Source organism: Capillimicrobium parvum, assembly GCF_021172045.1.
GTDB classification, from domain to species: domain Bacteria; phylum Actinomycetota; class Thermoleophilia; order Solirubrobacterales; family Solirubrobacteraceae; genus Capillimicrobium; species Capillimicrobium parvum.
This window is the reverse complement of the sequence record NZ_CP087164.1, coordinates 44,293-70,915: the sequence shown is the minus strand read 5'-3', so window position 1 is coordinate 70,915 and position 26,623 is coordinate 44,293. Positions and strand designations below refer to the sequence as shown.

The window sequence follows — 26,623 nt, the reverse complement described above, 5'->3', positions numbered from 1 at the left end:
GGTCAGGCCGCGTCCGGAGGCAGCAGGCCGGATGGGTCGACGACCTCGTGCAGGCTGAGCGGGCGGACGAGCGCGCCGTCGTGGCTGCGCAGCTGCGCGCAGACGCCTCGGGTGAGGTCGAGCCGGACCTGCAGCCCCGCGGCATCGAGCTCGCGGTACACGCGGGCCGCCTCGTCGAGGGCGGCCAGCGCCTCCGGCGGGGGCGGCGAGCGCCGCTCGCGCTCCGCGGCGAGGTCGAAGACCTCGGCGAACCGACCGGGGACCGCCGGGGCCGCCGGCCTGGCCGGCGGGCGCACGGGCAGCGGCGTCACCTTGGCAAGCTGCGACGCCTCCGGATGCATTGACGTTCCTCCTGGATCGGGTCCCGGCGCCCCCTCCGTGGGACGCCGTGCTCCCACCGGTCATCGGCGCCGTCCCGTAGCCCTTGACGAGCCGTGGGCGGCCCTGGCCGCCTGTACGGCCGGCGGCCGCACCGGTCCCGGCGGTCAACCGTGGACCCGCTCGAGGATGCGCAGCGCCGCGGGGTGGCCCGGATCGAGGCTGAGCGCCTCCTGCGCGAACAGCAGCGCATCCTCGGGCAGCGCCCGGCCGACCGCGACCCAGCCGAGCCCGGCGAGCGCGTCGGCGTCCGCCGGGCCCTCACGGACGACGGCGATCCACTCGTCGGCGGCGGACTCCAGGAAGCCGCGGCGCAGATAGAGCCGGGCGAGGCGCTCGCGCCGCTCGCGGTCGGCCAGCGGGAGCGCGTCGACGAGCCCGACCAGCGTCGCGAACGCGTCGACGTCGGTGACCCGCAGCAGCGCCTCGAGCATCGTCATGAGCGGCTCGGTCGCGGCGGCCGGCAGCGGCGCGGGGCCGGATCCGGCCTCGCCGGCGAGACCAGCCCGCCAGGCGTCCAGGAGGGCCACCTCGCCCGCCGGCAGCCCGACCGTGCGCGCGTGGTCGAGCACCCGGGCGGCGCCCGTCGCGTCGCCGGCGGCCAGCCGCGCGAAGGCGGCCGAGCGGGCGGCGTCGGCGGCGCACGCGGCGGCGGCGTCGACCATGAGCGCCTCGTCGGCCGCCTCGGCGTAGCGCCGCTGCGAGAGCAGCGCCTCGGCGAGCGCCAGGCGCGGGACGGCGGCGTCGGGCTGGGCGTCGAGGACGGCGCGCAGCTCCACCTCGGCCTCCTGCACCGCCTTGGCCTCGTAGAGCGCGAGCGCGAGCATGAAGCGCGCGGCCGGAGTGACGTGGTCGAACGCGCCGTGGACGGTGGTCACCACGGTCGCCGGATCGGCACAGCGAGCGAGCATCGTCGCCGCGAGCGGGTCGACGGTGCCCAGGAAGCGCGGGTGCTCGACGAGCGCGCGGTGCAGCAGCGGCTCGGCGTCGTCGAGCCGGCCCTGCTCGCGGCGCAGGTCGCCCAGGGCGGACAGCGCGAGGAAGGTGCCGCAGCCGACGGTGGCCGAGTACCCGCTCGGAGCGTCGCCCCACTCAAGGCAGGTCTCCAGCAGCTCGGCGGCCCGATCGCCGTCGCCCAGAGCCCGGGCGGCGAGCGCCTGCTCGAAGACGACGTCGGTGAAGCCGGGCAGGAACGCGAGGACCTCCTCGCCGCGCGCGAGCGCCGCGGCGTCCTGGCCGCACAGGCGCATCGCCTTGATCAGGCGGCTGGACAGCGACGGCAGGAAGCCGTACGCCGTCTTGGCCGGGTCGTCGCGGACCATGTCCCACGCCTTGGTGAACGCGGCCAGCGCGGCCTCGCTGTCACCCGCGGCGGCGTGCTCGGACCCGAGGTTGAAGTGCAGGAACGGCGAGTCGAGCCCCTCGGCGACCTGCCGCTCGAGCAGCTCGATGTTGCGGCGCGACTTCTCCTTGGCGTCGCGGACGGCGCCGAGGTAGCCATAGTGCTCGATGCGCACGTTCGTGGACTCGAAGCGCTCGGGCAGGAAGCCCGGCAGCCGGTGGGCGATCTGCTCATGGATGCGGCCCTCGAACCGGTACTCGGGCCGGTTGCGGAACAGGCGCAGCGCGTTGTGGGTGACCGCGGTGCCGTCCTCGAGGTTGCCGGTGTGGTTGGTCTCGGTGACGTAGAACGCCTCGCGCCAGGTGCGCCCGCACAGCTCGCGCAGCCGCGGGCCGTCGCCGTCGACGAGCACCTCGTCGGCATCGAGGAACAGCAGCCAGTCGCCGGCCGCCGCGTCGAAGGAGACGTTGCGCGCCGCCGAGAAGTCGCCGATCCACTCGCGCTCGAGGACGGTCGCGCCGAACTCACGGGCGATCTCGATCGTGCGGTCGGTCGAGCCGGTGTCGACGACGACGATCTCGTCGACGTGGTCGCGCACGGCGGCGAGGCACTGGCCGAGCATCGCCTCCTCGTCCTTGACGATCATGCACAGCGAGAGCGTCAACCCGGTGGCGGGCCGGGCGCGGTCGGCGGCGCGCCGGCCGCGGTCGCGCAGGTCCTTCAGACGCGCGCGCACGCCGGAGGGCAGGGGCAGCGGACCGTCGAGGCCCGCGGAACGGCGGCGCGCGATCTCGGCGAGGTTGGCCTGGGTGTGCGGCAGCTCGGGGTCGAGGCGGCCGGCGGCGGCGAAGAGCCGCTCGGCGGCGGTGAGCTCGCCCAGCTCGTAGAGGGCGATGCCCGCGACGTTGACGACCGCCGGCTCGCGCGGCTCGGCGTCGAGGAGGCGCAGCGCGGCGTCGGCGACCGCGGCGAAGGCCGGCCCGACGGCCGCCGGCGTGCGGCCCTTGACGCCCAGGCCCGCCTCGAGCAGGCGCATGCGCGCCTCGTAGCGGCGGTGGACGTCCTCGATCTCGGCGGCCTCGGCGAACAGGCGCCGGTAGCCCGGCAGGTCGCCGGTGGCGATCAGGCGCTGTGCGCGGGCGAAGAGCAGGACCGCCGGCGCGGCGACGGGCGCGGACGGCGTGGACGAGGCGGCGGACGGACCGACGGGATCGGTGAGGCGGAGTGCCATGCGGGGAGCGAACCTCTCGCAGCGGGGAACGTGCCCCCGGGTCATCGGCCGGGCCGCGCGGAACTTCAGCCGCATGGGTCGCATCCCCAGAACTGGGGAGGGCCGGCGTTGACGCATATCCGACCCCGTCGTACCGAGTTCTGGGGATGGGGGCGCATTCGCGCCGACCCGATACCTCCCAGCGTCCCCATCCCGCCCGAGGAGTTCCCCGCCATGTCCGTCACCCTCGCCCCACCATCGGCGCGACGCCTCTCCGCCGACGAGAGCCTCGCCCTGTGGCTCGACTACCGGCGCACGAAGGACGCGGCGCTGCGCGACCGCCTGGTGCTGACCTTCGCCCCGATGGTGAAGTACATCGTGTACCGCAAGGTCCGCGAGATGCCCGCCAACGCGGAGGTCGAGGACTTCATCTCCTGCGGGCTGGAGGCGCTCATCGTCTCCATCGACCGCTACGACCCCGCGAAGGGCGCGACGCTCGAGCAGTACGCCTGGACCCGGATCCACGGCGCCGTGCTCGACGAGCTGCGCCGCCAGGACTGGGCGCCGCGCTCGGTGCGCCGCTGGGAGCGCGACATCAACAAGGCGACGGAGGAGTTCTCGATCCTCCACGGCCGCCGCCCCACCCGCGACGAGCTGGCCGACGCCATGGGCATCACCGTCGGCGAGCTGCGCCGCCACCTCGACGAGATCGTCTCCTCCGACGTCACGTCGCTCAACGCGCTCGTGCTCTCCGACGACGACACGACCATCGAGCGCGTCGACACCCTCGTCTCCCAGGACGAGCGCCTCGATCCCGAGCACGCCGCCGCCACGGAGGAGCTCAAGGACAGGTTCCGCACGGCGTTCGCGCAGCTCCCGCGCCGCGAGCGCGAGGTCGCGGTCATGCTCTACGTCAAGAACCTGACCCTGGCCGAGATCGGCGAGGTGCTCGGCGTGTCCGAGAGCCGCGTGTGCCAGATCCACAGTGCGCTCAAGCGCACGCTGCGCAGCGCGCTGTCCGCCGAGGAGGAGCTCTACCGCCTCGTCGCTTAGGCGTGAACCCACGGGGGCCCACCTCCCGCCGGCAGACGCTGCAAGCCCACCTGGCAACGCCGCGGGCCGGCGTCGGCGCCCTTAGCGGCTTGCGTCTCTCAGGGCCCCGAGGTCCATGCGGTGCGTCCACACGAGCGCCTCGGCCACCGCCGCCCACAGCTCCTCGGGCACCTCGGCGTCGAGCTGCATGCCGGCCAGCGCATCGGCCAGGAGCGCGTCGTCGCGGACGGGGACACCAGCGGCGCGCGCGGCCTCGACGATCCGCCGGGCCATCTCGCCGCGCCCTGCGGCGACCATCTTCGGCGCGCCCGGGACGGCCGGGTCGTAGCGCAGCGCGGCCGCGCGGTCGGGCGGCGGACGCTCCTCACGCCGATCAGGCACGAAGGTCCACCGACTCTCCACGCTCGCGGACACTGACGCTCGCCGGGCGTCCGGTCGCTGCGGCCAGCGCGGCCCGCAGGTCGGCGGCGCTTCCGCGCAGGCGCTCGGCCGCCGCTCCGGACGGGGCGTGCACGGTGCCCGCCACCGCGCCGGGCGTGATCTCCAGCGCGATGTCGACGCGCCCGATCGCCGCCGCCTCGTAGCGCAGCGTCACGCGCGACGGCCCGCCACCGCCTCGCGCCGCGGCGCGCACGTCATCGGGGTCGATGAACAGCCGCGCCAGCGCGCCTCCGGGCAGCGCCACGACGAGGCCGGCCCGGATCGCCGCGGCCAGCGGATCCCCGGTCGCCGGGGTCACCGCCGCGGCCGCCTGCTGCGGCGGCGCGCCCGCCGCCTCGGGCTCGCCGACGACGCGCAGCACGATCCGCTCGCTGCCCGCCTCCTGGACGCGCAGGCGCAGCCGCGCGCCCTCGGGCAGCCCCTCGGGAAGCCTCGCGACGACGCGGACGCCGGCGAGCGACAGCATCCCCTGCCCCAGGACGCGCGCGGGCAGGACGTCGCCGGCGCGGACGGGGACCTCGGGCATGAGCCCGCGCAGCAGGACGAGATCGACGCCAACGCCGGCCATCCTCAAGAAGTGTGGCGGGTGGCCGACCATCGGTGCGATGGAGCGCGGCCTCTACATCGCAGCCTCCGGCATGCTCGCCGAGCAGGTGCGCCAGGACCAGATCGCCAACGAGCTGGCGAACGCGTCGACGGCCGGCTACAAGGCGGACCGCTCCTCGCAGCACGCGTTCGGCGACCTGCTGCTCGCGAACACGCAGACCGGGCAGGAGGTCGGCCCGCTCGGCTTCGGCGCGCAGATCGCCGAGACCGTCACCGACCTGACGCCGCAGGCGCTGCGCCGGACCGGCGAGCCGCTCGACTTCGCGGTCGAGGGCGAGGGCTGGTTCGGCGTGCGCACGGCCAACGGCGTGCGCTACACCCGCAACGGCGCCTTCACCGAAGGCCCGGGCGGCCGGCTCGTCGACCAGATGGGCAACCCCGTGCTGTCGCAGAACGGCGGCACGGTCCGCGTCACCGGCGGCGCGGTGGACCCCGGCCGGCTCGGCGTCTTCGACGTCCCCAACGCGGCGAAGGAGGGCGACTCGCTCTTCACCGGCGCCGCACAGGGACAGGCCGCCGGCCGCGTCACCGCCGGCGCGCTCGAGGGCTCGGGTGTCGACCCGGCCCGCGCAATGGTCGACATGATCTCCTCCCTGCGCTCGTTCGAGGCGGGGCAGAAGGCGATCACGACGATCGACGAGACGCTGCAGCGCGCAGCCGCCCAGGTCGGGTCCCTCAGCGGGTAGGCGCTCGGGGCGTGCCGTCGGCACCCTTAGCGCCCACGGGGGCCCGCCTCCCGCCGGCAGACGTTGCAAGCCCACCTGGCAACGCCGCGGGCCGGCGTCGGCACCCCTAGACCCTATGAGGCGGTCGGCCCGGAAGGGGTTGACTGCCGAGGCTGATGGCCGGACGCTCCTCGCGGGGGTTTGTCTGACCAGAGGGATGGCCTCTGGCTGACCCCAGATGAGTGAGGAGGTCCGGCCATGACCGGAACGATGACGTGGGTCGGTCTCGATGTCCATGCCCGCTCGACGCACGCGGCAGCGATCGACACGATGACCGGCGAGCTGCGACGCGCGAAGTTCGGCCCTGGGTTGGAGGCACCGATCGCGTGGATGCTCCAGCAGCCCGGTCCGGCACGCGCGTGCTATGAGGCCGGGTCGACCGGTTTCGGGCTCTACCGAGCGGCGACGACAGCGGGGATCGCGATGCAGGTGATCGCGCCCGGGAAGACCCCGCGGGGATCGTCTGACAGAGTCAAGAGCGACCGCAAGGACGCCGAGCTTCTGGTCCGGTTGTTGCTGGCCGGGTCGCTGACGCGGGTCGTGGTGCCGCCGCCGGAGATCGAGGCCGCCAGAGAGATGACCCGCGCCCACGATGCGTGCCGGCGCGATCTGATGGACGCCCGCCATCGCGTGAGCAAGATGCTGTTGCGCCACGGGCGGGTCTATCCCAAGCCGACGACCTGGACCACCGAGCACCGTCGCTGGTTGTCGCGTCAGCAGTTCGGCGAGCCGGCCAGCGCCCTGGTCTTCGCCGATCTCATCGCGGCGGTCGACGGGTTGACGGCGCGCAAGCAGGCGGTCGCACTGCAACTCGCCCAGCTTGCGACGGACGAGCGGTGGTGGCCGACCGTCGCCCGGCTGCGCGCGTTCAGAGGCATCGACACGCTGAGCGCCCTGTCGATCCACCTCGAGCTCGGCGGCGACTGGCGCCGCTTTGAGCGCGCCGCCGCGCTGGGCGCGTGGCTGGGACTGACACCGACGCTCAACCAGTCCGGTGAGTCCTCGCGCCAGGGCTCGATCACCAAGACCGGCTCGACGCTCGCCCGCAGGTTGTTGGTCGAGTCGGCCTGGCACTACGGCCGCGAACCACGGCTGGGCGCGACACTGGCCAACCGCCAGGCCCGACAGCCCGACCACATCCTCGCGATCAGCAACCGCGCCCAGCAGCGCCTCTATAAGGTCCATCGCACGATGAAGGCCCGCGGCAAGCCCCACAACATCGTGGTGGTCGCTTGCGCACGGCAGCTCGCCGGGTTCCTCTGGGCCGCCGCCACCGCCGACTGACCCGCGGCTGAGAACACCACGGTCGGTGGGCCGGGGCGCCGGGCCATCAGCGGCCGGCACGCGCGAACGTTCTATGAGCACCCCCTCGGGGGCGGCACGCTCGTTCCTAGACAGCACAAGCCGGCAGCACGAAACCGGGCCCTGAGGTACCCAACCCTCGCATCTCAGACTGGCAACGCCGACACCGAGCCCGGCGTCCCGGCCCACCGACCAACCCCGCCCGACGGCCGCCAAGCGGACGGCGATCACGCACGCCCACTTGACAACACGACGGACATATCAGAACGCGCGTCCACGAGCCGCTCAAGTCCGGCGGCGCGCGACCGACCACCGGGCTGACCACAGGTGGACCGGCTGGACCGCAAGGAGCGGGGGCCGGGGCTCTCCACGTTTTGACGCACCGGCTGGACCGCAAGGAGCGGGGGCCGGGGCTCCGACAAGGAACCCGATGCTCGAAGGCATGTACACGGCCGCCGCCGGCATGGCGGCGCAGCAGCAGCGTCTCGACGCGCTGAGCAACGATCTCGCGAACGTCAACACCGTGGGCTACAAGCGCGTGCGGGTGGCCTTCCGCGATCTCGTGTACACGCCCAGCGGTCCCGGCGGCCGACCCGGCGTCACCGAGGGCTCCGGCGCCGCCGCCTCGGCCATCGGCCGCAGCTCGCTCGCCGGTGCGCTCAAGCAGACGGGCGAGCCGCTCGACGTCGCCATCACCGGCCCCGGCTTCCTGCAGGTCCGCCGGCCCGACGGCACGAACGCGCTGACGCGCGACGGCCAGCTCACCGTCGACGCGCGGCGCCGCCTCAACGCGGGCGGCCTGCCGCTGCAGCCGCCGGTGCGCATCCCCAACGGCGTCCAGGAGAAGGACGTCGCGATCTCCCCCGACGGCCGCATCGACGCCGGCGGCGCGAACGTCGGGCGCGTCAACCTCCTCACCGTCCGCGCGCCCGACCGCCTGAGCCCGGTCGGCGACTCCCTCTTCACGACGAACGCGGCCAGCGGCGCGGCGACCCGGGCGGGCGCCGGCACGACCCTGCAGCAGGGCGCGCTCGAGCAGTCCAACGTCGACATCGGCGACGCGATGACGGACATGATCGCCACGCAGCGCAACTACTCGCTCGCCAGCCGGGCGATCGACATGGCCGACCAGATGGCCCAGATGGCCAACGGGATCAAGAAGTGAGACCCCGCGGGTCCTCACCCACCGCGGCTTCGACCCTGCGGGAGGTGTCCTCGTGAGTCCTGTGCCGGCCATCGACCAGGCGGCGCTGCCGGCCGACGTGCGCTCCGCCGCTCCCCAGACGCGTGCGCGCTACCAGGCCGCCCTCTCCTTCGAGCGCCAGCTCACGACGGTGCTCGCCAAGCAGCTCTCGTCCACCGCCGGCGAGGCGCTCGGCAGCGGCGCGTACGCCCAGCTGCTGCCCGAGGCGCTCGCCGACGCCGTCACCGCGGCCGGCGGCCTCGGGCTCGCCCGCGGCCTCGCTGGCCTCGGCGCCCCCGCGAGCGGCGAGGAGGCGGCGTGACCGTCGCGCTCGCCGCCGTGGGCCCGGCCGAGTCGACGCTCGGGCCCGCGGTCATCGCCCACCTCGACGCCCAGCTCGAGTCGGCCCGGCGCCTGCTGGACATCGTGCTGCGCCAGGGCGCCGCGATCCGCCGCCAGGACGTCGACGAGGTCCTCTCCCGCATGACCGACCTGCAGGGCGAGATGGAGCACCGCGGCGGCCTCGAGCTGCGGCGCACCGAGCTGCTGACCGACGCCGGCGCCCAGCTCAGCGTCGCCGGGCACGCCATCACGCTCGACGCGATGACGACGCTCCTGGCGCCGCACGAGGCGGCCGCCGCACGTCAGCGCAGCGCCGAGCTGCGCGGCCTGCTCGGCGAGATCGGCCGCGAGCACGCGATCAACCGCGCGCTCATGCGCCAGGAGCTCGCGTTCCTCGACCACCTGACGCGGCTGATGTCCGGCACCGCCGACCTGGGCTACCGCCCTCCCGTCGAGCGCCCGGGCGAGGGCATGCGCGTCAGCGCGCCCGCGTCCGCCCACCGCCTGCTGGACCTGGAGGCGTGATGAGACCCCGCGGGTCGTCATCCGCCACGACATCGGCCATGAGGCGGGCAACTCGATGACCGGCATCTCGAGCTTCTTCGGGATCCAGACCTCGCTGCGCGGGCTGCTCGCCCAGCAGGCCGGCCTGGACGTCACGGCGCACAACATCGCCAACGCCGAGACCCCCGGCTACTCGCGCCAGACGGCCCAGCTCGAGTCGGTCACCGGCCTGAAGCTGGCCAGCGGCGCGCTCGCGGGCGGCGGCGGCGCCCTGCTCGGAGGCGGCGTCGACGTGACCGCCTACGCGCGGGCCCGCGACGCGTTCGCGGACATCCAGTACCGCGCCCAGGCGTCCCTGCACGGCAACGCGGAGACGACGACCTCGGCGCTCTCGACGGTCGAGGAGTCGCTCAACGAGCCCGGCACGACCGGCATCTCGGCCCTGCTGTCGAAGTTCTGGGACGCCTGGCAGGCGGTCTCCAACCAGCCGGAGGACCCGGCGACGAAGTCCGCGCTGGCCGTCACCGCCCGGGCGCTCACCGACGGCATCCGCTCGTTCGACGGCCAGTTGAGCGCCGTCGGGACCAACGCGGCGAGCGAGCTCGCCGGCATCACCTCCGCCAACGGCCCGATCCTTCAGAACGCGACCGCGATCGCCCGCCTCAACGGCGAGATCAGCGCGGCCATCTCCGCCGGCCGCCAGCCGAACGACCTGCTCGACCAGCGCGACAAGCTCCTCGACGAGCTCTCCGAGTACGGGCAGGTGACGGTGACCGACCTGCAGAACGGCTCGATCCAGGTCGCCTTCGGCGGCGTCGCGACCCCGCTGCTCGTCGACGACACGACCGCTTGGGCCCCTACCGCCCCCGCGACGACCCTCTTCCCCACGCCGGCCGCCGGCGGCAGGATCGGCGCGCTGCAGACGCTGTCGCTGGTCCCGGGCGGCACGATCGACGGCTACCGCAAGGAGCTGGACGCGTTCGCCGCCAAGCTCGTCTCCGACGTCAACCTGGCCCACGGGACGCCCTTCTTCGACACCGCGGGCACCACCGCCGCGACGGTCGCGGTGGACGCCGGCATCCTCGCCGCGCCGACCACGATCCGCACGACCAACCTGGCCGGCGCCCCCGCCGGCGCCAACGACGTCGCCCGCGGGGTCGCGCAGCTGCGGTCCGGCGCCGCGGACAAGCTCTACGCCGGCTTCGTCCTGCGGGTGGGCAACGAGTCCCTGGACGCGCAGCGCCGCGAGGGCTCGTCCGCCGCCACCCTCGCGTCCGCGTCCGACCGGCGCGCGTCGGTCAGCGGCGTCTCGCTCGACGAGGAGATGGCGAACATGATCCGCTTCCAGCGCGGCTACCAGGCCTCGGCGCGGACGATGTCCACGGTCGACGAGATGCTCGACACGCTCATCAACCGCACGGGGCGGGTGGGGCTGTAGTGAGAGCCCGCGGGTCCTCACCCACCACGACCCCGAACCTGCGGGAGAGTGCGTCGTGAGCATCCGCATCACCCAGGGCATGTCGCAGCGCCGGCTGCTGACCGACCTGCAGGCCGCCCACGGCCGCGTCGAGCGCGCCCAGCGCGAGATGTCGACGCAGAAGCGCATCCTGAAGCCGTCGGACGACCCGATCGGCGCGCAGCGCGCGGTCCTCGCCCGCGGCGAGCTCGCCGCCAACGCCCAGTACCAGACGAACGTCACGCAGGCGCGCGGCTTCATGGAGACGACCGACGAGGCGCTCGACTCGGTCACGAACCTCCTGCACCGCGCCCGCGAGCTGACCGTCCAGGGCGCCAACGACGCGACCGGGCCGAGCGCGCGCAGGAACATCGCGCTCGAGATCGACCAGATCGTCGCCGCGGTCAAGCAGGCGGCCAACGCGTCCTACGGCGGCGTGTACGTGTTCGCCGGCACGGACACGACGAACCCGCCCTACGACACGACGTCCGTTCCGGCGGTCGACACCTACGGCGGCGACGACAACGTCATCGCCCGCGAGATGGGCCAGGGGATCGCCGTCCAGGTCAACACGCTCGTCGACCAGGCGCCCAACCCGCTCATCGGCAGCGGTCAGACGCCTGGCGACACCGGCCTGCTGCGCACGCTGCGCGACATCTCCGACCATCTCAAGAACGGCACGACGGCCGACACCGAGGCCCTGCGCAACGGCGACCTCAAGGCGCTCGAGCGCAACCTCGACGAGATCGGCGTCGCCCGCGCCGGGGTCGGGGCCACGGTCGCGCGACTCGACGCCGCCGACGCGCGCCTGGCCAGCGCCGAGCAGACTGCGACCCAGCTTCTCTCCGAGACCGAGGACGTGGACTTCGCCGAGGCGGCCCTCGCCCTCTCCAGCCAACAGACCATCTACGAGGCCGCGCTACGGAGCGGCGCGTCCATCATCCAACCCTCGCTCCTGGACTTCCTCCGGTGACACCAGTTCATTCCCACCCACCCTGCGACCGATGCCGTATGGAGGCACCATGGCAGTGACCCTGCAGAGCACCCGGTTCGGGCCGCTCGAGATCCCCGAGGACGCCGTCCTCGAGTTCCCCCAGGGCCTCATCGGCCTCGGCGGGAGCCGCTACACGCTGCTCGCTCGCAGCGACGACGCCGCCTTCGTGTGGCTGCACTCGCTCGAAGACCCGGCGCTGGCCCTTCCGCTGACGAACCCGTGGCGGTTCTTCGACTCCTACGAGGTCGAGATCGCCGACGACGAGGCCGACCGCCTCGGGGTCGACGCCGCCGGCGACACCGCCGTCTACGTGACGGTCCGCGCGGCCGAGGCGCTGGAGGACTTCAGCGCGAACCTCCGCGCGCCGATCCTTGTCTCAGGCGGGTTCGGCCATCAGGTCATCAACCAGGCCCCGGACGCCCCGGTCCGGGCCCCGCTCTTCTCCACCTCGGCGGAGAAGGCGGCCTGAGCAGATCGCGGCCACCCCGGTCGGCGCATCCCCACGATCCATTTTCCAAGGAGGAATCTGACCCATGCTCATCATCACCCGAAAGCCCGGCGAGAAGATCATGCTGGGCGACGACACCGTCATCGAGGTGATCGAGGTCAGCGGTTCGAGCGTTCGCATCGGAATCGACGCGCCCCGCTCCCTGCCCGTGTACCGGGAGGAGATCTGGCGCTCCGTCAAGGAGGAGAACGCCGCGGCGGCCACGGCCGGCCCCGACGCCCTCCCCAGCGACCTCCCCGTCACCAAGTAGAGAAAAAGGACTTCGCTCCAATGTCCCTGAGGATCAACCACAACGTCCAGGCGCTCAACGCCCACCGGCAGCTCTCCGGCACCAGCGAGGGCATGTCGAAGGCGATGGAGCGCCTCTCGTCGGGCTACCGGATCAACCGGGCCTCCGACGACGCCGCCGGCCTCGGCATCTCCGAGAAGATGCGCGGCCAGATCCGCGGCCTCGCCCAGGCCAACCGCAACATGCAGGACGGCATCTCGCTCGTGCAGACCGCCGAGGCGAACCTCGACGAGGTGCACTCGATGCTCCAGCGCATGCGCGAGCTGGCCGTGCAGTACCAGAACGGCACGATGTCGTCGGCCAACCAGTCCGCGATCCAGTCCGAGATCTACCAGCTCGCGTCCGAGATCGACCGCATCGGCCAGCAGGCCCAGTTCAACGGCATCACGTTCCTGGCGACCGCCGGCACGGTGTCCTTCCAGGTCGGCGCCAACGACGGCCAGGTCATCACGGTCGCCACGATCAGCCTCGGCAGCACGCTGCCGGCGAACTACTACGACGTGTCGCTCGGCACGTCGATCTCGAACCTCGACGCGGCGATCGAGTCGATCTCGGCGACGCGCTCGACGTTCGGCGCGGTGCAGAACCGCCTCGAGCACTCGGTCAACGCCGCGTCGGCCTACCAGGAGAACCTGGTGGCCGCCGAGTCGCGGATCCGCGACGTCGACATGGCCGAGCAGATGATCGAGTTCACGAAGCTGCAGGTCCTGCAGCAGGCGGGCACCTCGATGCTCTCCCAGGCCAACCAGTCCACCCAGGGCGTCCTGTCCCTGCTGCAGGGCTGATCACCCCGCGCGCGCCAACGCGGGCGGTGAACACGACACGCAGACCGGCGGGGGCGTCAACATAGGGCGCAGACGATGACGACCCCCGTCGGCACCCTGCTCAGCGGCCGTTACCGGCTGGACGCCCAGATCGGATCCGGTGGCATGTCGACGGTCTTCCGCGCCTTCGACACCGTGCTCGAGCGTCCCGTGGCGATCAAGCTCATGCACCGGGAGATGTCGTCGGACTCCGACCAGCTCGAGCGCTTCCGGCGCGAAGCGCGCGCGGTCGCGCAGCTCAACCACCCGCACATCGTCCAGGTCATCGACGCGGGCGAGGACGACAACACGCCCTACATCGTCCTCGAGTACATCGAGGGCCAGACCCTGAAGGACTGCATCCGCCGCAAGGGCCGCCTGCCGATCCCCGAGGCGATCGCCTACGCCATCGAGATCGCCCGGGCGCTCGAGGCCGCGCACGCCCGCGCGATCGTCCACCGCGACGTCAAGCCGCAGAACGTCCTCATCGACTCCGAGGGCTCGGCGAAGGTCACCGACTTCGGCATCGCGCGGACCCTGACCGAGGAGGGGCTGACCGCCGACGGGCGGGTGCTGGGCACCACCGACTACGTCTCGCCCGAGCAGGCGCTCGGACACCCGGTCACGGGCCAGTCCGACATCTACTCGCTCGGGATCGTCCTCTACGAGATGCTCACCGGCGAGGTCCCCTTCCGCGGCGAGAACCAGGTCGCGGTGGCGATGAAGCACGTCCGCGAGGACCTCCCCGACGTCAGCATGCGGCGGCCGGAGATCTCCACCGCGCTGGCGGCGGTCGTCGACCACGCCACGGCCAAGGAGCTCGAGCGCCGCTACCAGGATGCCGCCTCGCTGGCCGCCGACCTCGAGGACGTCCTGGCCATCGAGACCGCCCGCGCCGGCGACGCGACCGGCGAGGCGACGACCGTCCTGCGCACGCTGCCCGGCTCGGCCCGCCGGCGCCTGCCCTGGCGGGCGCGCGTCCCCAGGCTCGCCGTGATCGCGCTGCTGCTCCTCGCGGCCGGGGCGATCGGCGCCGTGGTCCTGCTCGCCCGCGACAACACCGAGCGCGGCACCCGCCCCCCGGACATCAAGCCGCAGACGCCGGGCCTGCACGTCGTCGCGCTGCGCTCGAAGGCCGCGCACGACTACGACCCGTTCGGCGGCGACGGCGAGCACTCCGACGAGGCGTCCGCCGCGATCGACGACGACTCGAAGTCGACGTGGTCGACCGAGAGCTACCAGGCCGGCGCGCTCAACAAGCCGGGCGTGGGGCTCTACGTCGACGCCGCACCGGGCGTGGCCGCGCAGCGGATGGAGCTGCGCACGACGACCCCGGGCTGGTCGGGCGCGGTCTACGCCGCGGAGGACGGGCCGCCCGACAGCATCGGCGGCTGGACGAAGGTCGCTTCGCTCAACGACGTCAAGCGCTCGCAGCAGATCTCGCTCGACACCGCGGGCAAGCGCTTCCGCTACTACCTCGTGTGGATCGAGAAGCTGCCCGAGGGCGGGGAGAACGCGACGATCAGCGACCTGGCGCTGCTGAAGTAGGCGAGACTCAGCGCCCCTGTGCTCAGCTGATCTGGTTGCCGAAGATCTGGGCGTGTTGGTGCGACGTCACCTCGAGGATGGTGCCCCAGGGATCCTCGCAGTATCGCGCGTAGTACGGCTGGTCGTCGAACACGCGCATCAGCTTGCTGCGGATCCGCCCCCCGGTGTCAGCGATCCGTTGCGACAGCCCCTCGACGTCGGGGTCGACGACACAGAAGTGGAAGATCCCACCCCGCGTGTAGTCGAAGTTGTCGTCCGTCCCGACGTACGGCGGCTCGACGAACTCGAACAGCTCGACGGCGACGCCGTTTCCGGCGCTCATGTGTGCGATCCGCAGATGACGGCAGCGCTCGCCGAACACGTCGGCCAGCACGTCCGCGAACTCCGCGCCGAAGTCGCCGCCGTCCTCGCAGCTGATCTCCCCGGGCGGTGCGATCTGCGTCCAGCCGAGCACATTCTGGTACCACCGGACGGCCGCGCCGAGGTCCGGGATGGAGATGCCGATGTGCGCGAACGCGCGCGGATACGGCGCTGGGTCCGTCACGGGTTGACCACCCCCGTCGGCTCGCCGTGCAGCGACGCGATCGTGCACTGCACCGCCCGTTCGGTCATGTCGCGGATCGAGCGCCGGCTGACCCCGCCGATGTGCGGGCTCAGGACGACGTTGTCCATGGTCCACAGCGGCGACGACTCGGCCGGCTCCTCGGCGAAGACGTCGAGGCCCGCGCCGCCGAGGTGCCCCGAACGCAACCCGGCGATCAGCGCCGCCTCGTCGACGACGTGCCCTCGCGCGGCATTGACCAGGACGGCGCCGGGCCGCATGCGCGCGATCACGTCGCGGCTGATCAGGCCTCGGGTGGCGGGCGTGAGCGGGACGTTGAGCACGATGATCTCGGACCTGTCGATCAGCTCCTCGAACGTAACGCGCTCGACGTGGGGCAGGTCTCCCGCGACCGGGTCGTGGCCGAGCAGGTGCACGTCGAATCCGCTCAGCCTCCGGCACACCACGCGGCCGATCGCGCCCAGGCCCACCACGCCGACCGTGCGGCCGTGCAGGTCGTCGCCCGCGCGCTCCACCCGGATCCACTCACCGCCGCGGACGATCCGGTCGAAGACCACGATCCGGCGCACTACGGCCAGCATCAGGGCGAGCGTGTGGTCGGCCACCGTGCCCTCCATGTGCCCTGGGGTGGTCGTGACGTCAATGCCCGCGGCACGGGCCGCCACGAGGTCGACGGAGTCGAGCCCGACGCCCACACGGGCGATCACGCGCAGACGCGGGAGCTGCCGGATGACGTCGGCGGTGAACGGGTCGGCGTCGGCGATCACCGCGACCGCGTCGTGGGCGAGCCCGACCAGCTCCTCCTCGCTGCGCTCCTGCAGGCGAGGGGCGAAGCGGACGTCCAGGCCGGCCGCGCGCAGGACGCCGGCCGTCGCGTCGTCCGCGGGATCGAACCCGGACCAGGTCACCAGGACCGTGCCGTCGAGCCCGCTCACCGCGACCCTTGCCCGCGAGTCGTCGCGGCGTGCAGCGCCTCCTCAAGCAGGCGGCGCGCTCCACCGAGCAACAGGTCGGCGTCGTTGCCGCAGTGCACCAGCCGGCATCCGTCGTCCACCGCCTCGGCGATGGCTGCGGGATCGTGGCAGTAGCGGAACCAGGCGATGCCGGCTTCCTCGGCCGCCCGCTCGACCGTGCGCACCAGGTCCCGTGACGCGGCGACCGCCGCGCCGATCTGCCCGTAGTCGGCGACCATCCCCATCGACGCGGCGATGTCGGCGGGTCCGGGCATGACGGCGTCCACGCCTTCGACCGCGAGGATCTCGGCCGCGGCGTCGACGGCCGTGGCCCGCTCCACCTGCACGATGCACAGGGGGTCCGTCGCGGGCGGCCCGAGCCCCGGCACTCCCCCGACGCTGCGACCGCCGAGCGGCGGGTACCGGCAGGACGCGACGCAGCGCGCCGCATCCTCCGCGGAGTCGACCACGGGGAAGACGATGCCCGCGGCGCCGTAGTCGAGGACCGATTCGGCGAAGCCGTATCCGCCGGCGGGCACCCGCACGAGACATGCGAGCCCCGCGGCCGACGCATGGTGGGCGATGCGCGAGATCGTCTCGGGGTTGAACGGGCGATGTTGCGCGTCGACTACGACGAAGTCGAGGCCCTCGCCCGCGAGCGTCGCGAGCAGGGCGGCAACGTCCGCCGACGGAAGCATGAGGTAGATGCCGAACGCGGGACGCCCCGCCGGCGCCATGCCGTGGAGGTCGAATCGGTCGGAGAGCGGACTGGTCATAGCCGAGCAGGAACGCGGGGCGGCACCATCGTGCCGCCCCGCGCCCAGGGTGCCCTGGAGGAGGGTCCTAGCTCTTGCCCCACATGGCCTTGTACTGCTCCTGGTAGTCGTCGGGACCGTTGTACGTCTTCGACGGGCCCAGGCTCTTGACGTTGTCCCACGTGAGCAGGTAGTTCGGCGACTGCAGCGACTTGGGAACCTCCTCGCCCGAGTAGATCCGGGCCGCCGCATCCACCGCGCTCCACGGAGCATCCGCGAACGGGTTCGTCAGGTCGAACTTCTGCACCTGCTTCTTGAGCATGAACGTCACGTTCGACGGCTGCCCGTCCATGCCGGCGACGCTGATCTGGTCCTGCTTGCCGGCCTGCATCACCTGGGTGACCGCGACCGCCGCGGGGGCGTCGTTGGCGCCGACGATCCAGTTGATGTTCGGGTTCTTGTTCAGCTCGGCCTGCAGCTGGGGCGGCAGCGACTGCTGCATCGTATTCAGGTCAAAGATGAGCTTGTTGTAATCACAGTCCGGGCACGCCTGCTTGAGCTGGTCCTCGAAGCCCTTCGTTCGTGACACATCGCAGGCGATCGCCGTGTCTCCGAGGAACAGGACGTTCGCCTTCCCATCGCTGTCCTCCGCGATGGCATCGGCCAGGATCTTGCCCTGGTCGTGGCACAGCTGGTCTGCGATCTGGATGTTCGCGACCGTTCCGTCCGCCTTGTCACCCGTGCCGAATGCGACGATCGGAATGCCGGCCTTCCTCGCCGCGGCATACCCGTCCGCCGCCTGGTTAAGTCCCACCGCCTGCGCGATGATGACGTCGGGCTTGGCGTTGATCGCGTTGGTGAAGCACTGACCCGGCGCCTCCGGCGACGACCCGGAGTCACACTGCTCGTACTTGTAACCGAGCGCCTGGCTGGCCTCCTTCATGCCGTTCGCCGTGGCCTGACACGCCTCGATCGACAGGGCGCACGCGATGTTGTAGATGGACGCCCCCTCCTTTGCCTTGAACGGTTTCAGGCCGGCCACTTTGGGCGCAATCTCGGTACCGGGTGTCGAGTACTTGGAGATCACGCTGTTATCCGTGCTCTCTCCACCGCTCGACGCGCTCGTGGACGCGGACGTGGTCGCTCCGGTGCTTGCCGTACCGCTATCCCCGTCATCCGACGAACCACACGCGGCAAACACTGAAATGATTGCTACGCAGATCACCCCCGCGCCCAGCAGTCGCTGAACTTTCCTCATGTTCCCTTCTCCTCCTCGGCGAATGAGACCGCGGCGCCGCCGGCGACGCCCGAACCCGGTATATCCCTTCGTCGCCGGCGTTGTCAATCACGTACACGACAACGCGTTGGACCACACCTGCGTCTGGTAAAGCGCGATGGAATCGGAAATTTTCGTGCAGGGCGGACGATCCTCCGCCGGTCTCGATCACGGGCCCTTATCAAATGAGATCCAACACGTCTTTGCCACGTCATTGCGCCTCAGCGATACTCGAGGCGCACATCGCGTGTGGGGGGTTAAATGCGAGTTGTGGTCAACTGGGGGCTATGCGACGGTAACGGCGTTTGCTCCGTCGAGGCACCCACGGTCTTTGCGATCGACGACGACGACAATCTGGTCGTATTACAAGAGGACGTTCCCGCCGAGTTGCGGCCTGCCGTCGAGGCCGCGGCCCGGGCGTGCCCCAAGCGCGCCATCACCGTCGACGGCTGACGATGTCGCAGGTGGAGACCGTTCGCGGGCCGGTCGACGTCCAGTCGCTGGGCGCGACCCTGATGCACGAGCACATCGTCAACGTGACCCATGAGGTCGCGCACGACTACCCTCACCTGAGCTGGCCCGAAGGCCGGGATGCGGTGGTGCGATCCGCGGTGCGCCAGCTCCAGGCCGTCAAGGAGTCCGGCATCGACACGGTGGTCGATGCGACGGCGTTCGGGCACGGCCGTGACGTGGCCCTCGTCAAGCGGGTCAACGAGCAGGTGGACATCAACATCGTGGTGTCCACGGGGTATTACACCTACGGTGAAGCGCCCTTCTTCGTCCACCTCCGGCCCCCGGCGGGCCGCGACGTTCTCGTCGACATGTTCGTTCATGACATCCGCGAGGGTGTCGCTGAGACCGGTGTCAAGGCCGGGTTGATCAAATGCGCCACCGATCGCCCCGGGATGACGCCGGTCATCGAGCGGGTGCTGCGCGCGTGCGCGCGGGCACATCGGGAGACGGGCGTACCGATCAGCACCCATACCGTCGCCGGGGATCGCAACGGGCTCGACCAGCAGCGCATCTTCACGGAGGAGGGAGTCGACCTCACCCGCGTCATCATCGGGCACAGCGGCGACTCGACCGACATCGAGTACCTGAAGCGGCTGATGGACGCCGGGTCGGTGATCGGCGCCGACCGCTTCGGCCTCTATGGAGAGGGGTTTCCCGACATGCAGCAGCGCGTGGCGACCGTCGCGCGCCTGTGCGAGCTCGGATACGCGGACCGGATCGTCCTGTCGCACGACTACACCATCCACACCGACTGGTACGACCTCGCGGCACCGCCGATCGAGATGCCGGCCGTGTGGGTCCAGACGCACATCTCCGGCGATGTGCTTCCCGCGCTGCGCGAGCACGGGGTCACCGACGAGCAGATCGACATGATGCTGGTCGGGAACCCCGCGCGGGTCCTCGGCGCGCGCGGTGGGTACTGACGCGTGTGCGGCATCGGGGTCATCGGCGCCTCGCACGCCGGTCTCAGCGCCGCACTGGCCCTGCGGCAGGAGGGGTACGCGGGACCCCTCACGATCGTCGGCGACGAGCCGCTGGAGCCCTACGACCGGCCTCCCCTGTCCAAGCAGGTGCTGACCGGCGAGTGGGCGCGCGGGGACGTGATGCTTCCGTTCGACGCCGAGGCACTGGGCGCCGAGTGGCGGCTCGGCCGCGCTGCGATCGGCCTTGACGCCGAGGCGCGCGCCGTGCGCCTCGACGACGGATCCACCCAGGTCTTCCAGGACGGCGTCGTGATCGCGACCGGCGCGAAGCCGCGGCGCGGCCTCGGTGACGCGCTCGCGGGCGTCCACGTCCTGCGAACGCTCGACGACAGCATCGCGCTCGCAAGCGACCTCGCCGAGGGCCCCCGGCACGTCGCCATCGTCGGCGGGGGCTTCATCGGCGCGGAGGTGGCGGCCGCCTGCGTCGCGCTGGACGTGCCGGTGACCATCCTCGAGGCCCTCTCCGCGCCGTTCGAGCGGATCCTCGGCCCCGACCTCGGCGACGCGGTCGGGGCGATCCACCGTTCGCGCGGCGTCGAGGTCCGCACCGGCTCGCTCGTCGAGCGGCTACGTGGCGACGCCTCGGCGCGCGTGACGTCCGTGTGCCTCAGCGGCGGCGACGAGCTCGCGGCCGACGTGGTGGTGCTGGGTATCGGCGTCGAGCCGTGCACCGCGTGGCTGCAGGACTCCGGCCTCGTGATCGAGGACGGCGTCGTCTGCGACCCGTCGTGTCTCGCGGCGCCCGGCGTCGTCGTCGCCGGCGACGTGGCCCGCTGGCCGTCGCCCGACACGGGCCTGTTGCAACGCGTCGAGCACTGGGACAACGCCATACGCCAGGCCGGGCATGCCGCACGCCGCCTGCTCGGCCACGACGTGGGACGCTACGCGCCCGTGCCGTGGTTCTGGTCCGACCAATATGGCCGCAAGCTCCAGCTCGTGGGCACGGCGGCGGCGTACGACGAGGTCGAGGTCGTGGTCGGCTCGATCGAAGCCGAGCGCTTCGTCGCCCTCTTCCGGCGCGACGACCGTCTCATCGGGGCGTTCGCGATCGGTTGCGTGCGGGAGCTGAACGCTTGCCGGCGGCTGCTGGCCGACACCGCCGCGTGGGAGGACGCCGTCAACGAGCTCGTCGCGCTGGGCGCCTGATGATGCCTTCGCGCCGCAATCCGCCGGTCCCGACCCAGGAGCGCACCGTTGTCCGCCATTGAGGACTTCACCTACGACCCCTTCTCGCCGGAGATGATGCGCGACCCCGCGCCCTCGTACCGGGTGTTGCGCGACCGATTCCCGGTCTACTACTCCGAGCGCTACGACACCTTCTACCTGTCCCGGTTCGCGGACGTCTGGGACTTTCTCTCGCGGAGCGACGGAACGTTCTCGACGTGTGACTCGACGACGCTCGTCGATCCACAGCTCATGCGCCACCACAACCAGGGGACACCGCCGCCGCCGCCCCTCGACCCGTTCAACCATCTCGTCCACGACGTGTCGCCCGGCGGAGCGGACGGCGGCGACGGCGACCAGACGCTGTACGAGGAGGTCCGCCAGGCTCACGGGCGGCCGATGCGCCCCAAGCACGTCAACAGCCTGGAGTCGTTCATCCGGGGCGTCGCGCGGGAGCGACTCGACGCGCTCCTTGCGCGCGGTGAGTTCGACCTCACGCAGGAGTATGGCGGGATCGTGTCGGCATCGACGATGTGCCACATCCTGCACGTCCCGCTGGAGCGCGCTCCGGACGTGCTCGCCGCGATCAACGGCGCGACCCGCACCGACAGTCCCGAGCCGGGCCTCGATCTCACCGGCGTGTTCGAGACCTGCGCCGACTTCATCGAGCCGGTCGTGACGCGCCGGCGCCAGACGGGGTGGGACGGCAGCTGGCCGGCGATCGACGGGATGCTCGACTACCGGATGCGCGGCCGCGAGCTGACCGACCGCGAGGTGGCGATCAACCTGTTCTGCCTGCTCGTGGGCGGCACCGAGACGCTTCCGAAGATCGTCGCGCACGGGCTGCTGGAGCTGTGGCGCCACCCCGATCAGCTGGCCGCGGTGCGCGTGGACCTGCCCCGCAACTGCGGCATCGCGATCAACGAGATGTTCCGGTACTGCGGCCCCGCACAGTGGTTCAGCCGGACGGCGCTGGTGGACACGGAGCTCGCGGGCCAAGCGGTGAAGGCGGGGCAGCGCGTGACCTACCTGCTGCAGTCGGCGGCACGCGACGAGCGCGAGTACCCGGACGCCGACGCGTTCATCTGGGACCGGCCGATCGACCGACAGCTCGCGTTCGGGCTCGGCCAGCACTACTGCATCGGCGTACACCTGGCGAAGCTCGAGGGGCGCATCCTGCTCGAGGAGTTCCTGTCCCGGGTCTCGGAGTACGAGTGCTTCCCGGAGCGATCGCTGCGCCGTCCGTCGAGTTTCCAGATCGGCTTCAACACCCTGCCGGTCGCGATCAAGGAGCACAGCTGAGTGATCACTCCGGCCGGCAAGCGGGTGCTCGTCCCCACCGTTCTCTTCGGCACCAGCGAGCGCATCTTCGAAGACGCCGGGCTCGAGCTCGTCTACGTGTTCGACGTGGAGCAGCGGGAGCGCGTCATGGGAGGATCGCCCGAGCAGCAGGACGGCTACCGCGCACAGATCGAGCGCGTCCTGGAGGAGCGCCTGGCCGACGTCCACGTCCTCTCGGCCATCGGCGTCGCCAGCCAGCTCCCGGTGACCGCGTCGCTGCTCGACCGGGCGCCCAACCTCGAGGTGGTCTTCTGTCCGAGCGCCGGCGTCGACGTCATCGACGTAGACGCCGCGACGGACCACGGTGTCGCCGTCGTCAACGCCGCCGGCAACAACTACCCGGCCGTGGCCGAGCACGCCGTGGCGCTGATGCTGGCTCTGTCGCGGCGCGTGGCGGTCGTCGACCGGCCCGCCCACCGCGACAAGCGCGTCTGGACGTCGCAGGAGACCGGCGGGTGGCCCGGGCTCCTGCGGGCGAAGACGCTCGGCCTGATCGCGTTCGGGTACACCGCGCGCGAGGTCGCGCGGATCTGCATCGACGGCTTCGGCATGCAGGTCCTCGTCTTCGACCCGTACGCCGACCCGGTCGAGGTGGAGCGGCTCGGCGCTCGCCTGGTCGACGACCTCGGCGAGGTCGCCGCCGGGGCCGACGTCCTCTCCGTGCACGCTCCCCTGACGGCCGAGACGCGGCATGTCGTCGACGCGGACCTTCTCGCGGCGATGAAGCCGGCGGCCGTGCTGATCAACACGTCGCGAGGCGGGACGGTCGACACCGACGCGCTGGTGCGGGCGTTGCGCGGCGGGCAGCTCGCCGGCGCCGGCCTGGACGTCACCGACCCCGAACCGCTGCCGGCCGGGCATCCGCTCTTCGACCTCGACAACGTCATCCTGACGCCGCACGTGGCGGGCGCCGCGCCCGAGACGTTCGAGCGCGCCGGGGCGATGGCCGCGACGGACACGGTCCGGGCCCTGCAGGGAAAGCGGCCGCGCCGGCTCGTGAACCCGGACGTCTGGGATCGCTTCGCGGAGCGCCTGGCGTGACGGCCGCGCCGTCCGCACGGCCGAAGGCACTCCTCTTCGACGTCTACGGGACATGCGTCGACTGGCGCACGGCGATCGTGGCGGCGGGACGCGCGCTCGGACACGAGCTGGGCCGCGACGACGTCGATTGGGAGGCGTTCGCCGACCTGTGGCGCGCGAAGTACGTCGAGGGTCTGGCGGCGAACCCGCGGCGCGAGCGCCACTCGGGGTGGCGGACGCTCGACGTCCTTCATCGCGAGGCGCTCGACGAGGTGCTGTCGGACCTCGGGCTCGACGGCATCCCGGCGACGCGACTGACCGAGCTCAACGACACCTGGCGCCGCGCCGATCCGTGGCCCGACGTCCCCTCCGGGCTCGCGCGGCTCCGCGAGAGCCACGTCGTCGCACCGTTGTCGAACGGCCACATCGCCCTCCAGGTCGAGCTCGCCCGCCATGGCGGCCTGACCTGGGACGCGATCGTGGGCGCCGAGATCGCGTGGGCCTACAAGCCGCAGCCCGAGGCGTTCCTGCGCTCGGTCGAGGCGCTCGGGCTCCTCCCCGCCGAAGCGATGCTCGTCACGGCGCACAACGTGGACGGCAGGAACGCCCGGCGCCTCGGCCTGCGGACCGCGCTCGTCATCCGCTCCACCCAGTTCGGACCGGGGCAGACGACCGATCTCGAGGACGAGCACGGGGCGGACTTCGTCGCTCACGACCTCCACGACCTGGACACCCAGCTGTGCAGGGCGTACGGGGAGCGCGCTATCCCCGCCTGAGGGCGGCGCGCATGCGGGTCGCGGCGCGCGGCGCGTTCCAGGCGATGCCGCCGACCGGCACGCCGTCGATCGCCCAGCGCTGGACGAAGCTGTCGCCCTCGGGGTCTCCCGCGACGACGTGCATGTCGCCGGCGAGCGTGCCGATCACCTGGATCCTAACGTCACCATGATCGGTCCAGAAGTACGGGACCGGCGCGAACGGGCGCGGCTCGCCGGCGGCGATGGCGCGTCCGACCGCGAGCCCCTGCTCGGTGGCGTTGACGCGGTGCTCGAGCCGCATCTCGCGGTCATAGCCGGGATGGCGCCATCGCGCCACGTCTCCGGCCGCCCACACGCCCGGAGCGGCGCGACAGCAGGTGTCGCAGACCACGCCGTCGCGGACGTCCAGGGCGCTGCCCTCGAGCCATTCGACAGCCGGCGCGCACCCGATGGCCACGAGGACCGTGTCCGCCGTCACGACGGAGCCGTCGCCGAGGCGGATCCCGGCCACATGCCGGGCCGGCCCCGCCTCGCCGTTCTCCAGGATCTCCCGCACCGAGACGCCGGTGCGCAGGTCGACGCCGGCCTCACGATGATGCTCGGCGAGCCGCTGCGCCGCCGCCGCACCCAGCTGCGCGACCATCGGCGCGGCGAGCGGGTCGACGACCGTCACGCCGACGCCGAGCGCCGCGGCGGTCGCGGCCACCTCGAGACCGAGGAATCCGGCGCCGACGATTGCCAGGTGCCCCGTGGTGAGCAGGCGCTCTCGCAGGGCGATCGCGTTATCCATCGTGCGCAACACGTGGACGCCCGGCAGGTCCGCCCCCGGAAGCGTCCGCGGGCGCACGCCGGTCGCGATCACGAGATCGTCGTACCGCAGCGGCGGCCCGTTGTCGATCTCGACCTGCCGGCGTTCCACGTCCAGCCCGCTCGCCCGGGTCCCGAGCAGGAAGCGCGCCTTCAGCGCCGTGAAGCGCTCGGGCGGCAGGAGGGCCACCTGATGCGGCGGCCACGTGCCCGCGAGGATCTGCTTGGACAGCGGCGGTCGATCGTACGGCGTGGCGAACTCGTCGCCGACGATGACGATGTGCCCGTCGTACCCACCTGACCGGAGCCCTTCCGCCGTCGACAGCCCGGCCGCCGACCCGCCGACGATGACCGTGGTCCTACGTGGCATGCACATCCGGTTCGAACGCCTCGATCACAGCCGCGGGGCACGCCCGCACCGCTTCCCTGACCTCGTCGTGATGCTCCTCGGTCGGATGGTCGTCCAGGAGGACGACGATGCCGTCCTCGTCCTGATCGAAGACCTCCGGCGCGGCGAGGACGCAGGCCCCGCTGGCGATGCACTTGGGGCGCTGGACGGTCACATGCATGAGGCTCTCCCTCGGTTGATCATCAGGGGTTGCGGATGTGGACGCTCAGCGGCGCACGCAGGACGAAGTTGGTGCCGTACGAGACGTCCTCGGCGAGCTCGCACTCCGGGATGGCGTCGAGGATCTGGTTGAGCCAGACCTCCAGCTCGAGGCGGGCGAGGTTGAGGCCCAGGCAGCTGTGCATGCCGAAGCCGAAGCCGAGATGCGACTGCGGCTCCCGGAAGATGTCGAAGCGGCTCGGGTCCTCCCAGCGCGCGGCATCCCGGTTGCACGCCCCCAGCAGGATGCAGACGCGCGAGCCGTCGGGCACCACGATTCCGTCGATCTCCGCGTCGCCGTTGTGCACGTCGCGGTAGCCGACCTGGGCCACGGTCTCCCAGCGGTGGACCTCCTCGATCGCCTGCGGCACGAGCGAGCGATCGGCGACGATCGCATGCCGCTGGTCCGGATGCCGCGCCAGGGCCACGAGCGTCGAGGCCATGAGCTTCGCCGTCGTCTCGTTTCCCGCGAAGACCAGCTGGGTGTTGCTCGCGACGAGATCCTGCTCGCTGACCCGCCGCGCGACGTCCGAGTGGGTCATGGCGGAGATGAGGTCGCCGGTCGGTCGCGCGCGCCGCGCGGCGATCTGCTCGGCGATGAAGGCGTTCAGCTCGGCGGTGGCGTCGAGGCCCCGCTGGAGCATCTCCGCGCCCGCCGGGGACTCGTCGACCATGCCCGCGACGATGCCGCCCATCCGGTCGCTCCAGTCGCTGAAGCGCTGGACGTCGTCCCCTGAGACGCCGAGCATGCGCGCGATGACCAGCACGGGGATCCCGCGCGTCATGTTGGCGATCGCCTCGACCGTCTCGCCGTCGCGGACGCGCTCGACGAACGGGCCGACCCGCGTGGCGACGATTTCGTCGATCATCGCGCGCTGCCGCTGAAGCGTCTCGCGCTGGAAGTCCTTGGCCCACACCCCGCGCAACTCGTGGTGGAGCGGCGTGTCCACGAACTCCATGGTGATCCCGCCAAAGAGCTGGCCGAGCTCCTCGACGGCCTTGTACCTGCGGGCGTTCGCCTGCACCCGGGCGCCTAGCTGGTACCCCGGGACCATCCAGTCGTTCGTGCGCGGATTGAACACGATCGGGCCCGCGGCGCGGATCGCCTCGAGGCCTGGATAGGGGTCCGCGTTCCACTCCTCGGTGAAGTAGTTGACGTCCATCACCGGGGCGTCGCGCGTCTCACGTTGCATGATGCCTCTC

General features: G+C 71.9%; 29 protein-coding genes. 18 read left to right on the top strand and 11 right to left on the bottom strand.

Features of this window, described 5'->3' with window-relative positions; translation table 11 throughout:
• Positions 1-2 precede the first annotated feature (2 nt).
• Positions 3-341 carry a hypothetical protein gene (locus DSM104329_RS00320; protein ID WP_259313394.1) on the bottom strand — a complete coding sequence of 113 codons (339 nt, stop codon included), beginning with the start codon at positions 339-341 and terminating at the stop codon, positions 3-5.
• 144 nt (positions 342-485) lie between these two features.
• Complete coding sequence (locus DSM104329_RS00315; protein ID WP_259313393.1) at positions 486-2,951, bottom strand: glycosyltransferase; 2,466 nt, start codon at positions 2,949-2,951, stop codon at positions 486-488.
• Positions 2,952-3,164: 213 nt separating this feature from the next.
• On the opposite strand from DSM104329_RS00315, the gene DSM104329_RS00310 reads away from it, so the two are divergent.
• Positions 3,165-3,983, top strand: coding sequence for a sigma-70 family RNA polymerase sigma factor (locus DSM104329_RS00310; protein ID WP_259313392.1), 819 nt, complete (start codon positions 3,165-3,167; stop codon positions 3,981-3,983).
• 81 nt (positions 3,984-4,064) lie between these two features.
• On the opposite strand, the gene DSM104329_RS00305 is transcribed toward DSM104329_RS00310, so the two are convergent.
• Together DSM104329_RS00305 and DSM104329_RS00300 are read right to left on the bottom strand one after the other, a co-directional pair.
• Positions 4,065-4,364: an EscU/YscU/HrcU family type III secretion system export apparatus switch protein gene (locus DSM104329_RS00305; RefSeq protein ID WP_259313391.1), complete on the bottom strand. Its 300-nt coding sequence runs from the start codon at positions 4,362-4,364 to the stop codon at positions 4,065-4,067.
• Complete coding sequence (locus DSM104329_RS00300; RefSeq protein WP_259313390.1) at positions 4,357-4,992, bottom strand: flagellar hook-length control protein FliK; 636 nt, start codon at positions 4,990-4,992, stop codon at positions 4,357-4,359. Before DSM104329_RS00300 ends, DSM104329_RS00305 begins: the two co-directional genes overlap by 8 nt.
• Positions 4,993-5,029: 37 nt before the next feature.
• Here DSM104329_RS00300 and DSM104329_RS00295 point away from each other — a divergent pair, with 37 nt between their 5' ends.
• From DSM104329_RS00295 to DSM104329_RS00245, 11 genes are all read left to right on the top strand, one after another.
• Positions 5,030-5,716: a flagellar hook-basal body protein gene (locus DSM104329_RS00295; RefSeq protein ID WP_259313389.1), complete on the top strand. Its 687-nt coding sequence runs from the start codon at positions 5,030-5,032 to the stop codon at positions 5,714-5,716.
• 237 nt (positions 5,717-5,953) lie between these two features.
• Complete coding sequence (locus DSM104329_RS00290) at positions 5,954-7,039, top strand: IS110 family RNA-guided transposase (RefSeq protein ID WP_326924470.1); 1,086 nt, start codon at positions 5,954-5,956, stop codon at positions 7,037-7,039.
• A 448-nt stretch (positions 7,040-7,487) separates the two neighbouring features.
• A complete protein-coding gene (locus DSM104329_RS00285; RefSeq protein ID WP_259313388.1) occupies positions 7,488-8,222 on the top strand; it encodes a flagellar hook-basal body protein in 735 nt (244 codons plus the stop codon).
• Positions 8,223-8,274: 52 nt separating this feature from the next.
• A complete protein-coding gene (locus tag DSM104329_RS00280; RefSeq protein WP_259313387.1) occupies positions 8,275-8,562 on the top strand; it encodes a hypothetical protein in 288 nt (95 codons plus the stop codon).
• Positions 8,559-9,107: a flagellar protein FlgN gene (locus tag DSM104329_RS00275; protein ID WP_259313386.1), complete on the top strand. Its 549-nt coding sequence runs from the start codon at positions 8,559-8,561 to the stop codon at positions 9,105-9,107. The genes DSM104329_RS00280 and DSM104329_RS00275 overlap by 4 nt, the downstream gene beginning before the upstream one ends.
• A 55-nt stretch (positions 9,108-9,162) precedes the next feature.
• On the top strand, positions 9,163-10,524 hold the full coding sequence (flgK, locus tag DSM104329_RS00270; protein ID WP_259313385.1) for a flagellar hook-associated protein FlgK: 1,362 nt from the start codon (positions 9,163-9,165) through the stop codon (positions 10,522-10,524).
• Between the two features lie 55 nt (positions 10,525-10,579).
• On the top strand, positions 10,580-11,515 hold the full coding sequence (gene flgL / locus DSM104329_RS00265; protein ID WP_259313384.1) for a flagellar hook-associated protein FlgL: 936 nt from the start codon (positions 10,580-10,582) through the stop codon (positions 11,513-11,515).
• Positions 11,516-11,564: 49 nt separating this feature from the next.
• Positions 11,565-12,005, top strand: coding sequence for a flagellar assembly protein FliW (gene fliW, locus DSM104329_RS00260; protein WP_259313383.1), 441 nt, complete (start codon positions 11,565-11,567; stop codon positions 12,003-12,005).
• 64 nt (positions 12,006-12,069) lie between these two features.
• Complete coding sequence (gene csrA / locus DSM104329_RS00255; protein WP_259313382.1) at positions 12,070-12,294, top strand: carbon storage regulator CsrA; 225 nt, start codon at positions 12,070-12,072, stop codon at positions 12,292-12,294.
• A 20-nt stretch (positions 12,295-12,314) separates the two neighbouring features.
• Positions 12,315-13,118 (top strand): flagellin N-terminal helical domain-containing protein, encoded by an 804-nt coding sequence (locus DSM104329_RS00250; RefSeq protein WP_326924469.1) that lies wholly within the window; start codon positions 12,315-12,317, stop codon positions 13,116-13,118.
• 75 nt (positions 13,119-13,193) lie between these two features.
• Entirely contained in the window at positions 13,194-14,684 is a 1,491-nt protein-coding gene (locus tag DSM104329_RS00245) for a protein kinase domain-containing protein (RefSeq protein WP_259313381.1), read from the top strand.
• A 22-nt stretch (positions 14,685-14,706) separates the two neighbouring features.
• Here DSM104329_RS00245 and DSM104329_RS00240 read toward each other — a convergent pair whose 3' ends face one another.
• From DSM104329_RS00240 to DSM104329_RS00225, 4 genes are all read right to left on the bottom strand, one after another.
• Positions 14,707-15,228, bottom strand: coding sequence for a VOC family protein (locus DSM104329_RS00240; protein ID WP_259313380.1), 522 nt, complete (start codon positions 15,226-15,228; stop codon positions 14,707-14,709).
• On the bottom strand, positions 15,225-16,181 hold the full coding sequence (locus DSM104329_RS00235; protein WP_259313379.1) for a phosphoglycerate dehydrogenase: 957 nt from the start codon (positions 16,179-16,181) through the stop codon (positions 15,225-15,227). The genes DSM104329_RS00240 and DSM104329_RS00235 overlap by 4 nt, the downstream gene beginning before the upstream one ends.
• Positions 16,178-16,975 (bottom strand): HpcH/HpaI aldolase family protein, encoded by a 798-nt coding sequence (locus tag DSM104329_RS00230; protein WP_259313378.1) that lies wholly within the window; start codon positions 16,973-16,975, stop codon positions 16,178-16,180. The genes DSM104329_RS00235 and DSM104329_RS00230 overlap by 4 nt, the downstream gene beginning before the upstream one ends.
• 67 nt (positions 16,976-17,042) lie before the next feature.
• Positions 17,043-18,041: a sugar ABC transporter substrate-binding protein gene (locus DSM104329_RS00225; protein ID WP_259313377.1), complete on the bottom strand. Its 999-nt coding sequence runs from the start codon at positions 18,039-18,041 to the stop codon at positions 17,043-17,045.
• Positions 18,042-18,491: 450 nt separating this feature from the next.
• On the opposite strand from DSM104329_RS00225, the gene DSM104329_RS29005 reads away from it, so the two are divergent.
• The 6 genes from DSM104329_RS29005 (at position 18,492) to DSM104329_RS00200 (ending at position 24,027) form a co-directional block, all read left to right on the top strand.
• Positions 18,492-18,683, top strand: a complete 192-nt coding sequence (locus DSM104329_RS29005; protein ID WP_407655865.1) for a ferredoxin — start codon at positions 18,492-18,494, stop codon at positions 18,681-18,683.
• Positions 18,684-18,685: 2 nt separating this feature from the next.
• Complete coding sequence (locus tag DSM104329_RS00220; RefSeq protein ID WP_407655864.1) at positions 18,686-19,666, top strand: phosphotriesterase family protein; 981 nt, start codon at positions 18,686-18,688, stop codon at positions 19,664-19,666.
• Between the two features lie 3 nt (positions 19,667-19,669).
• Positions 19,670-20,872 carry an NAD(P)/FAD-dependent oxidoreductase gene (locus DSM104329_RS00215; RefSeq protein ID WP_259313375.1) on the top strand — a complete coding sequence of 401 codons (1,203 nt, stop codon included), beginning with the start codon at positions 19,670-19,672 and terminating at the stop codon, positions 20,870-20,872.
• A gap of 93 nt (positions 20,873-20,965) precedes the next feature.
• Positions 20,966-22,192, top strand: a complete 1,227-nt coding sequence (locus tag DSM104329_RS00210; RefSeq protein WP_407655956.1) for a cytochrome P450 — start codon at positions 20,966-20,968, stop codon at positions 22,190-22,192.
• Positions 22,193-23,272, top strand: a complete 1,080-nt coding sequence (locus DSM104329_RS00205; RefSeq protein WP_259313373.1) for an NAD(P)-dependent oxidoreductase — start codon at positions 22,193-22,195, stop codon at positions 23,270-23,272.
• A complete protein-coding gene (locus tag DSM104329_RS00200) occupies positions 23,269-24,027 on the top strand; it encodes a haloacid dehalogenase type II (RefSeq protein WP_259313372.1) in 759 nt (252 codons plus the stop codon). Before DSM104329_RS00205 ends, DSM104329_RS00200 begins: the two co-directional genes overlap by 4 nt.
• Here DSM104329_RS00200 and DSM104329_RS00195 read toward each other — a convergent pair.
• From DSM104329_RS00195 to DSM104329_RS00185, 3 genes are read right to left on the bottom strand one after another with little or no spacing between them, the layout of a single operon-like run.
• On the bottom strand, positions 24,014-25,183 hold the full coding sequence (locus DSM104329_RS00195) for an NAD(P)/FAD-dependent oxidoreductase (RefSeq protein ID WP_259313371.1): 1,170 nt from the start codon (positions 25,181-25,183) through the stop codon (positions 24,014-24,016). The two genes, DSM104329_RS00200 and DSM104329_RS00195, sit on opposite strands and share 14 nt — an antisense overlap.
• Complete coding sequence (locus DSM104329_RS00190; protein WP_407655863.1) at positions 25,173-25,382, bottom strand: ferredoxin; 210 nt, start codon at positions 25,380-25,382, stop codon at positions 25,173-25,175. The genes DSM104329_RS00195 and DSM104329_RS00190 overlap by 11 nt, the downstream gene beginning before the upstream one ends.
• Positions 25,383-25,404: 22 nt before the next feature.
• Positions 25,405-26,613, bottom strand: coding sequence for a cytochrome P450 (locus DSM104329_RS00185; RefSeq protein WP_259313369.1), 1,209 nt, complete (start codon positions 26,611-26,613; stop codon positions 25,405-25,407).
• Positions 26,614-26,623 lie beyond the last annotated feature (10 nt).

Bases quoted from the DNA above. Each gene is read 5' to 3' on its own strand.
- DSM104329_RS00320 (WP_259313394.1), bottom strand. From the start codon at position 341: ATGCATCCGGAGGCGTCGCAGCTTGCCAAGGTGACGCCGCTGCCCGTG.
- DSM104329_RS00315 (WP_259313393.1), bottom strand. From the start codon at position 2,951: ATGGCACTCCGCCTCACCGATCCCGTCGGTCCGTCCGCCGCCTCGTCC.
- DSM104329_RS00310 (WP_259313392.1), top strand. From the start codon at position 3,165: ATGTCCGTCACCCTCGCCCCACCATCGGCGCGACGCCTCTCCGCCGAC.
- DSM104329_RS00300 (WP_259313390.1), bottom strand. From the start codon at position 4,992: ATGGCCGGCGTTGGCGTCGATCTCGTCCTGCTGCGCGGGCTCATGCCC.
- DSM104329_RS00295 (WP_259313389.1), top strand. From the start codon at position 5,030: ATGGAGCGCGGCCTCTACATCGCAGCCTCCGGCATGCTCGCCGAGCAG.
- DSM104329_RS00290 (WP_326924470.1), top strand. From the start codon at position 5,954: ATGACCGGAACGATGACGTGGGTCGGTCTCGATGTCCATGCCCGCTCG.
- DSM104329_RS00285 (WP_259313388.1), top strand. From the start codon at position 7,488: ATGCTCGAAGGCATGTACACGGCCGCCGCCGGCATGGCGGCGCAGCAG.
- flgK (WP_259313385.1), top strand. From the start codon at position 9,163: ATGACCGGCATCTCGAGCTTCTTCGGGATCCAGACCTCGCTGCGCGGG.
- fliW (WP_259313383.1), top strand. From the start codon at position 11,565: ATGGCAGTGACCCTGCAGAGCACCCGGTTCGGGCCGCTCGAGATCCCC.
- csrA (WP_259313382.1), top strand. From the start codon at position 12,070: ATGCTCATCATCACCCGAAAGCCCGGCGAGAAGATCATGCTGGGCGAC.
- DSM104329_RS00250 (WP_326924469.1), top strand. From the start codon at position 12,315: ATGTCCCTGAGGATCAACCACAACGTCCAGGCGCTCAACGCCCACCGG.
- DSM104329_RS00245 (WP_259313381.1), top strand. From the start codon at position 13,194: ATGACGACCCCCGTCGGCACCCTGCTCAGCGGCCGTTACCGGCTGGAC.
- DSM104329_RS00230 (WP_259313378.1), bottom strand. From the start codon at position 16,975: ATGACCAGTCCGCTCTCCGACCGATTCGACCTCCACGGCATGGCGCCG.
- DSM104329_RS29005 (WP_407655865.1), top strand. From the start codon at position 18,492: ATGCGAGTTGTGGTCAACTGGGGGCTATGCGACGGTAACGGCGTTTGC.
- DSM104329_RS00220 (WP_407655864.1), top strand. From the start codon at position 18,686: ATGTCGCAGGTGGAGACCGTTCGCGGGCCGGTCGACGTCCAGTCGCTG.
- DSM104329_RS00210 (WP_407655956.1), top strand. From the start codon at position 20,966: ATGATGCGCGACCCCGCGCCCTCGTACCGGGTGTTGCGCGACCGATTC.
- DSM104329_RS00195 (WP_259313371.1), bottom strand. From the start codon at position 25,183: ATGCCACGTAGGACCACGGTCATCGTCGGCGGGTCGGCGGCCGGGCTG.
- DSM104329_RS00190 (WP_407655863.1), bottom strand. From the start codon at position 25,382: ATGCATGTGACCGTCCAGCGCCCCAAGTGCATCGCCAGCGGGGCCTGC.
- DSM104329_RS00185 (WP_259313369.1), bottom strand. From the start codon at position 26,613: ATGCAACGTGAGACGCGCGACGCCCCGGTGATGGACGTCAACTACTTC.